Source organism: Serpentinimonas sp. SSL01, from assembly GCF_056323735.1.
The window spans coordinates 1,659,950-1,672,358 of the sequence record NZ_CM150487.1; the positions used below are offsets into that span (position 1 = coordinate 1,659,950).

A 12,409-nucleotide genomic window follows, 5' to 3' on the forward strand; every position below is an offset into this window, starting at 1 on the left:
TTATGCAAGCCACCGACCGCAACCTTGCCCTGCTGCAGCGCGCGCGCCAGCTCATCCCCGGCGGCGTGAATTCGCCCGTGCGCGCCTTCAAGGCCGTGGGCGGCACGCCGCGCTTCGTGCAGCGCGCCCAGGGCGCCTACTTCTGGGACGCCAACGGCCAGCGCTACATCGACTACATCGGCTCCTGGGGCCCGATGATCTTGGGCCACGGCCACCCGGCGGTGCTCGAAGCGGTGCAGCGCGCCGCCCTCGACGGCTTTAGCTTCGGTGCCCCGACCGAGCGCGAAATCGAGCTCGCCGAAGAAATCGTCAAGCTGCTGCCCAGCATCGAGATGCTGCGGCTGGTGAGCTCGGGCACCGAAGCCGGCATGAGCACCATCCGGCTCGCGCGCGGCGCCACCGGGCGCAGCAAAATCATCAAGTTTGAAGGCTGCTACCACGGCCACGCCGACGCGCTGCTGGTCAAGGCCGGATCGGGCCTAGCCACCTTCGGCCACCCCACCAGCGCCGGCGTGCCGCCCGAAGTGGTGCAGCACACGCTGGTGCTCGAGTACAACAACCTGCCCCAGCTCGAAGCCGCCTTTGCCGAGCACGGCCCCCAAGTGGCGTGCCTGATGATCGAGCCCATCGCCGGCAACATGAACTTCGTGCGCGCCAGCGTGCCCTTCATGCGCCGCTGCCGCGAACTGTGCACCCAGCACGGCGCGCTGCTGGCCTTCGACGAGGTGATGACTGGCTTTAGGGTCGCGCTCGGTGGCGCGCAAAGCCTGTACGCGCAGCACATCCCCGGCTTCGAGCCCGACCTCACGGTGCTGGGCAAGGTGATCGGCGGTGGCATGCCGCTGGCCGCTTTTGGCGGCAAACGCGCCATCATGGAGCAACTGGCGCCGCTGGGCGCGGTCTATCAGGCCGGCACCCTGAGCGGCAACCCCGTGGCCACCGCCTGCGGCCTGGCGACCCTGCGTGAACTGCAACGCCCCGGCTTCTTCGAAGCCCTGAGCGCGCGCACGCGCAGCCTGACCGCAGGCCTAGCCCAAGCCGCCGCCCAAGCCGGCGTGCCCTTTTGCACCGACAGCGAAGGCGGCATGTTCGGCTTCTTCTTGCTCGAGCAACTGCCGCAAAACTACGCCGCCGTGCTGCGCACCGACAGCGCCCGCTTCAACCACTTCTTCCACGCCATGCTCGAGCGCGGCGTCTATTTCGCCCCCGCCCTCTACGAAGCCGGCTTTGTGAGCGCCGCGCACTCCGAGGCTGATGTTGAGGCCACGGTGGCTGCGGCGCGGGGGGTGTGGGCAGGGGGGTAGGTCCGCTTATGCCTCTGACGCCATCCGCTTATGCCTCTGACGCCATCCGCTTGCTGATGCTGCGCATTGCCGACGAGCGCCGGATGCCCTTCGATACCACCACGGCTGGCAGCACCACGGTGGCCAGCAGCACCAGCTGCAGCGACAGGCGCAGGCTGGGGCGCCAGCGCCAGCGTCCTGAGGCAACCGTGCGGTCGTTCATCGCGGCGCGGCGCCCCCGGGAGGTCGTGTGCCCATGCGGGCCAGGGCCTGGTCGATGGCCGCCAGCACGCTGTCCGGCACCGAGCGGCTGCAGTAGAGGTGGCGGGTCTGCCTAGAACCGGCTCTCCAGCCAGTGTTCCAGGGTTTCGAAAACCTCGGCCGGGTCGGATTCGTTGAAGATTTCGTGAAACAGCCCGTCGAAACACCGGCTGCTGACCACCGCGGGCGGCGCCGCGGCGGCAAAGTCGCGGCTGCCACGGGGGTTCACCAGCGCGTCGGCGCCGGCGTACATCAGCAAGGTGGGCACGGTCCAGCCGGGTGCGGCCGCGCGGGTGACGGCGCCTTCGGTGTCGATGAAGCGCGCCAGCCGCGCGGAAATGCGGTCGTGCACCAACCGGTCGGTCTGGTAGCGCTGGACCACCTCGGCGTCGTGGGAAATCTTGCGGGCATCCAGTCCGTTGCCCAGCGCGAGACCGGGTGCCAGCCGGTAGAGCAGCCCGATCAACGCGCGCTGCACCGGGTTCAGCCCGGCATCGAGCGCGGGCGAAGACAGCAGCAGCGCCTCCACCGGGCGCAAGCGGCCGGCCACGAGGCGGGCCGCCACCAGCCCACCCATGCTGTGCCCCAGCAGCAGCAGCGGGCAGGCCCAGCGGTTGCACAGCTGCTCGCGGGTGTCGTCCACCACCTCGGCCAGATCGGCCAGCAGGGCGTGATCGGCCGGCAGCACGCCGCGCGCGCCGCCCGATTCGCCGTGCCCGCGCTGGTCGTAGGCGCGCACCCAGAAACCCCAGGCATTGAGCCGGCGGGCCACGTGGTCGTAGCGCCAGGCGTGTTCACCCAGGCCGTGCACGATCAGCACCACACCGCGCGGGCGTACGGTGTCGGGCAGGGGCCAGCCGTAGAGGGCGAGGGTGAGGCCGTCGCGCAGGGTGAAAGGAGCCTGTGAGGTCGTCGTCATGTTCAGGGCATGCGAGCGATCACTTGCGCGACCGAGGCCGTCAGGCGCCGGGCGTACGCTAGGTGCAGGAACTCGTTGGGTCCGTGGGCGTTGCTCTTGGGGCCCAGCACGCCGCAGACCATCATCTGCGCGGTCGGAAAACCCTGGCTCAGCATGTTCATCAGCGGGATGGTGCCACCCTGGCCAATGGTGCCGTAGCCAGCGCCAGCAAAGCTGGCGCGCGAGGCCACCTGCAGCGCGTCCTCGAACCAGGGCGCGACGTTGGGTGCGTTCCAGCCGGTGGCGCCGCCTTCGGCCTCGAAGGTGACCCGGGCCTGGTAGGGCGCGTTGTCCTCCAGCAGGGTTTTCAGCTCCTGCACGGCCAACGCCGCATCCACCAGCGGCGGCAGGCGCAGGCTGAGCTTGAAGGCGGTGTAGGGGCGCAGCACGTTGCCGGCGTTCTTCAGCTCGGGGAAACCGTCGGCGCCGGTGACCGACAGCGTGGGCCGCCAGGTGCGGTTGAGCAGGGCTTCGACCGGGTCGGTGGTGGTGGGCAACGCGAACACGCTGGAGCCGCCACAGTCGTGGTGGGCCCAGGGGAAACGTTTGTAGACCTCCTCGCCCAGGATGGCGGCGGTGGCCCGAGCCTGGGCCACACGTTCGGCCGGCACCTCGCAATGAAAACTGGCGGGCAACAGGCGGCCGGTGGCGCTGTCTTCCAGGCGGTTCAGCACCTGACGCATGATGCGAAAACTCGACGGCACCAAGCCCGAGGCGTCGCCGGAGTGGATGCCTTCGGTCAGCACCTGCACCTTGAGCACGCCACTGGCCATGCCACGCAGGCTGGTAGTCAACCACAGCTGGTCGTAGTTGCCGGCGCCGCTGTCCAGGCAGATCACCAGGCCCACGTCGCCCAGGCGCAGGCGCAGCGCGTCCACGTAGGGCAACAGGTCGTGCGAGCCGCTTTCCTCGCAGGTCTCGATCAGGCCGACGATGCGCGGGTGCGCCACGCCCTGGTCCTTGAGCGCCTGCAGCGAGGCCACGCTGGCGTAGACGGCGTAGCCGTCGTCGGCGCCCCCGCGGCCGTAGAGCTTGCCGTCGTCGATCTTGGGCGTCCAGGGGCCAAGGTCGGAGCGCCAGCCGGTGAACTCCGGCTGTTTGTCGAGGTGGCCGTACATCAACACCGTCTGGCCGGATGCGGGCGCAGCGCCGCCGTGGCGGCCGTTGGAGGCGGGTACCTCGAAAAAGAGCACCGGGGTGCGGTCGCTGCCATCGGGCTTCTTCAGCCGCACCACCTCCAGCTGCAGACCCTCGACCTTCTGCGCGCGCACCCACTCGGCGGCGCGCTGCAGCACGGTTTCGAGGTGGCCGTTTCGGGCCCAGTCGGCATCGAACGAGGGCGACTTGGCCGGGATCTCGATGTAGCTTTTCAGCTCGGGGATAAGGGCCTGATCCCAGCGCTGGTCGACAAAAGCGGCCAGTGTGGCGGCGTCCAGTGCGGGGGTGGGCAAACGGGCGTTCATGGTCAATCTCCTTCAAAAGGGCCGGGCTGTCCAAACAGGTAGCCCTGGAAGGCCTTGCAGCCCATCCGTTCAAGGAACTGGCGCTGGCCTTCGGTTTCCACGCCTTCGGCCACCACGTCCAGGTCCAGGCTCTGGGCCAGCTGCAGGATGGTGCGCGCGATGGCGGCGTCGTTGGGGTCGGTCAGCAGGTCGCGCACGAACGACTGGTCGATCTTGAGCTGCGACAGCGGCAGGCGCTTGAGGTAGCTCAGGGACGAATAACCGGTGCCAAAGTCGTCGAGCGAGAAACGGATGCCCTGGTCCGCCAACTGCTGCAGTTTAAGGGCACTTCTATAAATCGCGTTTAAACGCCAGCGCTTCCCGGCCGGATTTCTTTTTTTGAAATTTCCGGACGGGAGTGAGATTTCCGCTTGTTTTTTGCACATCATGCGCCCGATACGGGCGATATTCCGCCAGATTTCATACGATTCCGCGCATTCCGGGCGCAACTATCCTGTCAAAGCTGAACATCTTCAAACGAATCAGCGTCTCGATACCGGGTGGCCGCCGCCAGCGATCTGCAGCAGGGTCTATCCCCGCTTGCGCGGGGGAACCTTCACTCCACCCTATCCTGCCGGAGCACATCACGGGTCTATCCCCGCTTGCGCGGGGGAACCCGGGTTAGGCTCGGCCCTTCAGTCGCTCGACGGGGTCTATCAGTCCACTGCTCCTCGGGGTCTATCCCCGCTTGCGCGGGGGAACCATGCCCATGGTTTCGCAGAATTGCTCACTGCGGGGTCTATCCCCGCTTGCGCGGGGGAACCTCGTTGGCGCGTGGGCGGCGGCGGGTCAGAAGGGGTCTATCCCCGCTTGCGCGGGGGAACCTCCATTGCGGCCGGTGCCACCGTCGCTATTCCGGGTCTATCCCCGCTTGCGCGGGGGAACCGGTGGCGGGCAGACGGGTGGCAACACCAAGAAGGGTCTATCCCCGCTTGCGCGGGGGAACCTGGCGACCTTGGATTTAACCTTGATTTGATTGGGGTCTATCCCCGCTTGCGCGGGGGAACCACCAGCCAGTTGACCAAGGCCGAGTGCGCGGAGGGTCTATCCCCGCTTGCGCGGGGGAACCGCGAAGATGACCACTTTGTCACCCACTCGGGCGGGTCTATCCCCGCTTGCGCGGGGGAACCTTCCCACATCAGCGCCGCATTTTCGGCGGCTTGGGTCTATCCCCGCTTGCGCGGGGGAACCGCCGCCAAGTCGCCGCCTGCCTGGGCATAGTCGGGTCTATCCCCGCTTGCGCGGGGGAACCTCAGTGCCCGAATGGCTGAAATGCAGCCTCAAAGGTCTATCCCCGCTTGCGCGGGGGAACCGCGGCGGCTCCATCGACAATGGCGACTTGACCGGGTCTATCCCCGCTTGCGCGGGGGAACCTTGCATCGCGCACCGACCCGCCTATGCCCCCTGGGTCTATCCCCGCTTGCGCGGGGGAACCAACACCTGAGCCTGACGGATGGAGTCAATAAGGGGTCTATCCCCGCTTGCGCGGGGGAACCTTGCACACCTACAAGATACTAAGATCACGCGGGGGTCTATCCCCGCTTGCGCGGGGGAACCCGTCATTTCTTTGGGTAAGGCTTCGGCTTGCGCGGTCTATCCCCGCTTGCGCGGGGGAACCAGTTTCAGCTAAGGCTTCTCAAGTAGCCGCACGGGTCTATCCCCGCTTGCGCGGGGGAACCCAAGGCGCTTTCAACACCCACCTCACGCGCCAGGGTCTATCCCCGCTTGCGCGGGGGAACCACAGTCAAATCAGCAGACGATCTAGCCGAACCGGGTCTATCCCCGCTTGCGCGGGGGAACCTGATCCAGTGGCAACATGGCTCAACCCCTCGCGGGTCTATCCCCGCTTGCGCGGGGGAACCTGCGCTGACGTGAGCGCGAAGGACGTGGACAAGGGTCTATCCCCGCTTGCGCGGGGGAACCTGTCTCCTGCCTTCGCCGCTTTGCCTCCTGAGGGGTCTATCCCCGCTTGCGCGGGGGAACCCCGCCCCAATCCACACGAGCAACATGGGTAGCGGGTCTATCCCCGCTTGCGCGGGGGAACCGCCACGCCCATGGCCTTCAGCGCGTCGTTGCCGGGTCTATCCCCGCTTGCGCGGGGGAACCATCAACCGGCAGACCTGAAAAACTGGATTCGAGGGTCTATCCCCGCTTGCGCGGGGGAACCGGCGGCGGCAGCGTCTCCATCGGAATCATGCAGGGTCTATCCCCGCTTGCGCGGGGGAACCGCGACGGGCGCTTCGTGGAGGCTATACAACAAGGGTCTATCCCCGCTTGCGCGGGGGAACCAGAAGCAATCAGACGCTCCAGTGCCTCCAGCAGGGTCTATCCCCGCTTGCGCGGGGGAACCCGCACCGTCAGTGTCACGCGAGAGCCGATCAAGGGTCTATCCCCGCTTGCGCGGGGGAACCGCGTCCGCATTGCCGGGAATGAACCGGAAGGCGGGTCTATCCCCGCTTGCGCGGGGGAACCCCGCTTGCCGGTGCGTTGATGGTCGCTTGCCAGGGTCTATCCCCGCTTGCGCGGGGGAACCCCTTGTTGATGCACTCGAAATCATCGCCAATGGGGTCTATCCCCGCTTGCGCGGGGGAACCTCCACCCTGCAACGCAATATCACCCACCCGTACGGTCTATCCCCGCTTGCGCGGGGGAACCATTGCAGAAGCCTTGGAGTGGGGGCATGGCAAGGGTCTATCCCCGCTTGCGCGGGGGAACCTGTCTTTCTCCATTCAGGGTTGAGGGTGCCCGGGGTCTATCCCCGCTTGCGCGGGGGAACCGTGCGCGCATCGGCCACCGCCGTGCCCACATCGGGTCTATCCCCGCTTGCGCGGGGGAACCCCGGTCGAAACGCCCGAAATGCCGTGCGTGTCGGGTCTATCCCCGCTTGCGCGGGGGAACCTCAGGCACTGCACACAACCCACTGGCCAACGAGGGTCTATCCCCGCTTGCGCGGGGGAACCCAGCATGGCATTGCCACCGAATTGCGTCCACGGGGTCTATCCCCGCTTGCGCGGGGGAACCCGCGCGATGCACGGGATGCCGGCCACTCGGGTGGGTCTATCCCCGCTTGCGCGGGGGAACCAGCACCAATCGTGCCGTGTAGATCGGCCCGAAGGGTCTATCCCCGCTTGCGCGGGGGAACCTCGCTTCTGGCGTAGCCCAGCAGCTGACAGAGGGGTCTATCCCCGCTTGCGCGGGGGAACCTCACCAACACCGTTTTGGCCGAGACTTGGGAGGGGTCTATCCCCGCTTGCGCGGGGGAACCTTGTACGCCAAGCTCACGAAAGCGTCGAACTGGGGTCTATCCCCGCTTGCGCGGGGGAACCTGCAGGTGTTGGACTCAGGGCCCTTTGCAGGTGGGTCTATCCCCGCTTGCGCGGGGGAACCTCGGCTTGACGGGCAATAATGGCTTCACGGACGGGTCTATCCCCGCTTGCGCGGGGGAACCGTCAATGTCCGATTCGTGCGATTTCTTGCAATGGGTCTATCCCCGCTTGCGCGGGGGAACCATGCCCGACCCGATCAGCCATGACCCATCATGGGGTCTATCCCCGCTTGCGCGGGGGAACCTAGTTGCCGTTGTTCATGTTGGTACTCCGTTGGGGTCTATCCCCGCTTGCGCGGGGGAACCTCCTCCAAATCAACACCTACGCCCACCGAAAGGGGTCTATCCCCGCTTGCGCGGGGGAACCGGCTTTTTTGAGCCACTTGGTGTCGGTTTTGAGGGTCTATCCCCGCTTGCGCGGGGGAACCAGCACCTTGGCCGTGGACATAGCGCCCGTGGCGGGTCTATCCCCGCTTGCGCGGGGGAACCGACTCGGATCAGATCGGCTCGGTGGCTGGCCCGGGTCTATCCCCGCTTGCGCGGGGGAACCGTTCACCGGCCCGTCGAAGATGTCGCTGGGCATGGTCTATCCCCGCTTGCGCGGGGGAACCATCATCGCGGAAATGCACTGGCGGCCCGTACAGGGTCTATCCCCGCTTGCGCGGGGGAACCTGCGTACCACTCGCGCAGGTACGCTTTCTTGCGGGTCTATCCCCGCTTGCGCGGGGGAACCATGCACGGCGACGAGGGCAGCGGCAAAAACCTGGGTCTATCCCCGCTTGCGCGGGGGAACCATGGCCCTGAGCCTTGCGGGCATAAGCCGGCACGGTCTATCCCCGCTTGCGCGGGGGAACCGCGTTCCGGTTGCTGGTGTGGTTGGTGCAGGAGGGTCTATCCCCGCTTGCGCGGGGGAACCGTATATGGGTCATAAGGTGGGTTTTCCATCCAGGGTCTATCCCCGCTTGCGCGGGGGAACCGTATCAAATGCCGTAATAGTCGTGCCACCTAAGGGTCTATCCCCGCTTGCGCGGGGGAACCCCATCGACTCATCCGACCGCCGCTATCTGGTCGGGTCTATCCCCGCTTGCGCGGGGGAACCTCTAGCACCCAACTTCTTGAGTTGCCAGAGAAAACAAGAAAATACATCTAATTTTTTAAAGAGCGCTTGCAGGCTTGCTGCGACGGGTCAACCACATGCCATCCATCTCGACCAGCTCCCGGGGTGGCGTTCCAAGATGGGCCAAACCAACCCCACCCACCTCGTTCAAATCACGCCAGACCATCACCAAACTGCCTCTCGGTTCCTGCCCATGCCAGTCAGAGACAACGCTCCATGTGCGCTCCCGAACGCCCTTGTTCATCCGGGGTGCGACAAATACGTTTGGGGCAACTTCCAGCATGACGGAAGCAAGGAACCCGTGGAATCGGTCTGCCACGTCACGAGTCACGATCATCACCAGCGCCATTGTCCCCCTCCATGCGCAGTACCTGCTTGATTTTGTCGATCATCGATGGAATGACTTGCTGTTTTCGAAACACCTGAGCCGCCTGACGACGCACTAGGCGGTCAACCGTGTCCTCAGCCCCTTTGTCCACCTGCTTGGCAGCCGAAAAAGCGATTTGCAACGTGACCGCTTCTCGAAACAAGTCAGCGATGTCCAGCACAAACGACTGCCCCGAGTCCTCATGAATGAAACCCAGCGGTGGCAACGCCGCCAGAGACTGAACAGCAATCGCCGCCGCAGCTTGAACAGCAGTAGCCGCATGGTTCAACGCCTGATTTGGAATATCAGCAGCCATCGGATTGGCTCGGTCGTAGTGGCGGCCATTCCATTCAATACCGTGCTTGTCGGCCATCAGCTTGTACATGACCTTCACGCGCGACCCCTCAATACCGCGCAGTGTGTCCAGATCGCGATGTGGCAGGATTTCGCCCAAACGCAAGGCGTACATATGGCGAGCCACGCTCACGCGCCGACGAGGGCTGCCCCACAACTCGGCTTGCCTTCTAGCGACATCTGAACGGTCCGGCATCAAAGGCGGCGCCGTATAGGTGCGCACACCGTCCACCCCTACAGCGGCCATCAGTGTGCCGTGGCGGGCAAGCAAGCGCAAGGCATCGTGCGTCACGCTGCTGCCAGGCCCCAGCAAAATCATGGACACCGATTGATGCGGGATCTGATCCATCTGTGGGGTCAAAGAGTTGCTGCCCCGCATGAAATGCAAGCAACCGTCAACAACGCACAATTCACCGCGCTCCAACCACAGCAGTCCATGGCGATCAGCGTGCGGAAACCGGGCTGTCTCCAGCCCTAGGCGACCTTTCAGCACTTCGGCGTCACCATCACGTCAATCTCTGGCAGGGCGCAGCAAAAGCATGCCAAAACCGAACGCGCGATGTCGCCCAACTCCTTGTGTCAACAACTGCGCGAATGCCTGCGGATTGGTCACGCGCAATTGCCCTGTCAGCACTGCATCGGGGCCATAAACAAGACGGCTCTGGCGCTCATTGCCAGCACCCCCTTTCTGGCTCTTTCGCGTAACGCCCAGCTGCTGATAGCGAATCACACTGGCATCCACCAGCTCCGCACCGCCCTGCCGGGCGAACAGCTCGCGCAGCCACTGCACATATACTTCACCACGGTTCAACTCGCCATCAGCAGTTTTCTCGACAACCGCCAAAAACGCATCTCTCTCGCGACCGGTCTTTCCTTCGCGAATGATGGGGCGCACGCGCACCTCAAACCCAAGTGCATGCCCCGTCGCCCACTGCGTTGGGAACGGCCGCGCGTTCATGCCACCGTGTCGCGATGTCTGGCCCAGCCCCAGCGCAGCCGCCGCATCAGGGTCAGCCAGAGCAGCAAGCTGTGCCAATTCGGCAGCACTCCGTTGGGTGTAGGCCAACAAGCCCTGTTCGGCATCAAGGTAGCGAAATGGCTGTGGTGCATGTTCACCAAAAGCGGCGTGCAACAGCGCGTGAAGCGCGTAGCCCAGATCGCCTTGCGAGCCCAACAAGCAGTGGCGTGCTGCCCACACTGCCAACCGTTGCGGATCGGGCTGGGTGTGCAGCAAATACAGAGGGTCAAAACTCATGACATGTTTCCTGCGTTCTTGATGAGACCTTCTCGCACCGGACGCCAACCACCATGTACGCCGCTGGTCCAATTGCGTTCGTCGCACACATCCACCAAACGATCACCCGGCAATTGCCCCTCGCCATCTGGCCACTGGGCCCGCAAGCCATCCCAGCCGGCGGCCAACGGGGCAAGTTGCAGAGCCTGCAAAACCGAATCTGCATCAATCCATCCCGCCACCAACCGCCCCACAGGCAGACAAGGTTTGCGTCCGATGAACAGTGGACGTTGGGGCCGGTCCAGCCCTTGGGCTACTTCATCCAGCGTGGGCGACTCGTCAGCAGGATCAAGCCGCAAAGCAAGAAGGGCCGTGAGGTCGGCGTGGTAGTCGCGGTACCGCAGATGAGGACTTTCATACGAAGCGGCGCCGCCCCTGCGCTCATCCACCCTACCCCAAGTCGTCCAGGCCTTGTCATTGGCTCCCAGCTGCGCAGTTTGAAAGTCGGTCAGCCGTGTCCCCTGCGCCTCCAGTCGGGTACCCAATCGCAACCGCTCTTGCAGTCGGTTGTGCAACACATTGTCGCCCCGATCCCAACCCAAGGCATTGGCAATCAACCCCGTGACCATGGAGAGCGCCGGGAAGTCGCGAATGACGCCGAAGTTATCGATGGTTTCCCCTCCAAACGCTATGAGCGGGGACGACAACCTGATCAGCAGATGGCGCGCCATATCAGTCCGCCTGCGCTGGCGCTGCGCCTTGGGTGATGTAAGCTTGCACCCACGTTGCAAGGTCATTGAGGGGCAGGCGCTCGGCGTTGGGGACGATCACTTTGTCCAAGGCCAGGAAACGCCGATCCAGCGTTGCCCCGTAAGCCTCATCCATCTTGCCAATTTCGTCTGCCAGCATCTGCACAGCCGTTTCGCGAAGGGCTGAGTGGTCGGTCGGCAAGGCATTCTGGAATGCACCCGCTAGGCTGCGCGGCTGCCAGTCCCCCACCTCCACCAGCATGAACTTGGCCCAGTCAAACGGCGCGGTTGATCCACGCTTCGCTCCGGGGCTGACCGTGGCAATCAGGTGCAAAAGGTGCCGCACCACACGGCCTGCCAGTTCACGTTTCTCCGCGGGCAAGGTGACCCAGTCTTTGGCTGCTTCACCCTCCAGGTTGGCAATCAGTTGCGGCACGTCCACCACCACGTAGCCGTAGTACAGGCCGGAGGCCAGTTCGGTATCGAAGATGCCAGCGGAACCCAGCTCACCCGCTTCTTGCTGCAGGTCGTCCACCACGGTGAAGTAGTCGTTCTCCACTTGGGCTTCGTGCACCGTGAAGGCGTGGGCCACGTACACAGCGGCATCGCGGCTGGCCAGCACGTCAGAAGTGACCATGCGACCGAACAGGGCAGACTCCAAGCCACTACCATGCTCCATCGCCTTGAGGTTTTCTTGCTCTGACTCAAGGCGATGGAGCATGGCCAAACGTGCATCAGCTGGCTGCGCAACCTGCCCAGCAACTTCTTGCGCCAGCCTTGTCAGATAGGCAAGTTCACTCACCCCTAGAAGGATGGCCTGCTTCTGATCCGCGTTCTCTGTAGCCTCATCTTCTTCTGCATCGTCAATATCAGAAGCGCCTTTCTTACTTTTTACTTTTTTGGGCGTAGTGGCTGCTTTGATCAGCTTCTTCAGGTCTTTCTTAAATGCGTCACGAAGAGCGGCTGCCACTGGCGTTGCAATATTCTCCGCAACACCATCCGCCACCAAAGTCTCAAGAATTTTTTCTGCAAACCCACGTGAACGCACGGCCATGGGCACACCCAGGCTTGCCAGCGAAAAATGGTCCTCAGCTTTCCGCCAGTGGCGCTTCAAACACTGCGACGAAATGCGCGTGCGCACCGCGTCGCCATAGGGCAGACGCTTGGCCAGACCGGCATCGTCCCGGTTCAGCAGTGCACCTGGGTAGTTGTGCAGGGTGTGGATTTGGATAAAACGGGGCAGGTTCATGAAAACTCCT

Annotated in this window: 9 protein-coding genes, 1 pseudogene and 1 CRISPR repeat array; of the genes and pseudogenes, 1 reads left to right on the forward strand and 9 read right to left on the reverse strand. The window is 64.4% G+C overall.

The annotated features are described in order from the left end of the window. Positions 1-2: 2 nt before the first annotated feature. Positions 3-1,304, forward strand: a complete 1,302-nt coding sequence (gene hemL, locus ACVMK0_RS07855) for a glutamate-1-semialdehyde 2,1-aminomutase (RefSeq protein WP_476463454.1) — start codon at positions 3-5, stop codon at positions 1,302-1,304. 28 nt (positions 1,305-1,332) lie between these two features. On the opposite strand, the gene ACVMK0_RS07860 is transcribed toward hemL, so the two are convergent. The 9 genes and pseudogenes from ACVMK0_RS07860 to cas7e all read right to left on the reverse strand — a co-directional run bounded on the left by ACVMK0_RS07860 (position 1,333) and on the right by cas7e (position 12,399). Next, the gene (locus ACVMK0_RS07860; protein ID WP_171820292.1) at positions 1,333-1,506 is read right to left on the reverse strand and encodes a hypothetical protein; all 174 of its coding nucleotides are present in this window, start codon (positions 1,504-1,506) and stop codon (positions 1,333-1,335) included. A gap of 111 nt (positions 1,507-1,617) precedes the next feature. Beyond that, entirely contained in the window at positions 1,618-2,463 is an 846-nt protein-coding gene (locus ACVMK0_RS07865; RefSeq protein ID WP_476463455.1) for a lysophospholipase, read from the reverse strand. 2 nt (positions 2,464-2,465) lie between these two features. Then, positions 2,466-3,965 carry a M20/M25/M40 family metallo-hydrolase gene (locus tag ACVMK0_RS07870; RefSeq protein ID WP_476463456.1) on the reverse strand — a complete coding sequence of 500 codons (1,500 nt, stop codon included), beginning with the start codon at positions 3,963-3,965 and terminating at the stop codon, positions 2,466-2,468. A gap of 2 nt (positions 3,966-3,967) precedes the next feature. Then, positions 3,968-4,255: pseudogene (locus ACVMK0_RS07875) on the reverse strand (EAL domain-containing protein); the annotation flags it as partial. 275 nt (positions 4,256-4,530) lie between these two features. Further along, positions 4,531-8,428: a CRISPR direct-repeat array (repeat unit 29 nt; unit sequence GGGTCTATCCCCGCTTGCGCGGGGGAACC). A gap of 55 nt (positions 8,429-8,483) precedes the next feature. Next, on the reverse strand, positions 8,484-8,795 hold the full coding sequence (gene cas2e, locus ACVMK0_RS07880; RefSeq protein WP_045536112.1) for a type I-E CRISPR-associated endoribonuclease Cas2e: 312 nt from the start codon (positions 8,793-8,795) through the stop codon (positions 8,484-8,486). Then, positions 8,767-9,660 (reverse strand): type I-E CRISPR-associated endonuclease Cas1e, encoded by an 894-nt coding sequence (gene cas1e / locus ACVMK0_RS07885; RefSeq protein ID WP_045536114.1) that lies wholly within the window; start codon positions 9,658-9,660, stop codon positions 8,767-8,769. Before cas1e ends, cas2e begins: the two co-directional genes overlap by 29 nt. 18 nt (positions 9,661-9,678) lie before the next feature. After that, the gene (gene cas6e / locus ACVMK0_RS07890; RefSeq protein WP_045536116.1) at positions 9,679-10,422 is read right to left on the reverse strand and encodes a type I-E CRISPR-associated protein Cas6/Cse3/CasE; all 744 of its coding nucleotides are present in this window, start codon (positions 10,420-10,422) and stop codon (positions 9,679-9,681) included. Next, on the reverse strand, positions 10,419-11,132 hold the full coding sequence (cas5e, locus tag ACVMK0_RS07895; protein ID WP_476463457.1) for a type I-E CRISPR-associated protein Cas5/CasD: 714 nt from the start codon (positions 11,130-11,132) through the stop codon (positions 10,419-10,421). The genes cas6e and cas5e overlap by 4 nt, the downstream gene beginning before the upstream one ends. A 1-nt stretch (position 11,133) precedes the next feature. Then, positions 11,134-12,399 carry a type I-E CRISPR-associated protein Cas7/Cse4/CasC gene (gene cas7e / locus ACVMK0_RS07900; RefSeq protein ID WP_476463458.1) on the reverse strand — a complete coding sequence of 422 codons (1,266 nt, stop codon included), beginning with the start codon at positions 12,397-12,399 and terminating at the stop codon, positions 11,134-11,136. Between the last annotated feature and the right edge of the window lie 10 nt (positions 12,400-12,409).

What these genes read in the sequence shown, in the direction of transcription:
- hemL (WP_476463454.1), top strand. Translation starts at nt 3, where the DNA reads ATGCAAGCCACCGACCGCAACCTTGCCCTGCTGCAGCGCGCGCGCCAG.
- cas6e (WP_045536116.1), bottom strand. Translation starts at nt 10,422, where the DNA reads ATGAGTTTTGACCCTCTGTATTTGCTGCACACCCAGCCCGATCCGCAA.
- cas2e (WP_045536112.1), bottom strand. Translation starts at nt 8,795, where the DNA reads ATGGCGCTGGTGATGATCGTGACTCGTGACGTGGCAGACCGATTCCAC.
- ACVMK0_RS07865 (WP_476463455.1), bottom strand. Translation starts at nt 2,463, where the DNA reads ATGACGACGACCTCACAGGCTCCTTTCACCCTGCGCGACGGCCTCACC.
- cas7e (WP_476463458.1), bottom strand. Translation starts at nt 12,399, where the DNA reads ATGAACCTGCCCCGTTTTATCCAAATCCACACCCTGCACAACTACCCA.
- ACVMK0_RS07860 (WP_171820292.1), bottom strand. Translation starts at nt 1,506, where the DNA reads ATGAACGACCGCACGGTTGCCTCAGGACGCTGGCGCTGGCGCCCCAGC.
- cas5e (WP_476463457.1), bottom strand. Translation starts at nt 11,132, where the DNA reads ATGGCGCGCCATCTGCTGATCAGGTTGTCGTCCCCGCTCATAGCGTTT.
- ACVMK0_RS07870 (WP_476463456.1), bottom strand. Translation starts at nt 3,965, where the DNA reads ATGAACGCCCGTTTGCCCACCCCCGCACTGGACGCCGCCACACTGGCC.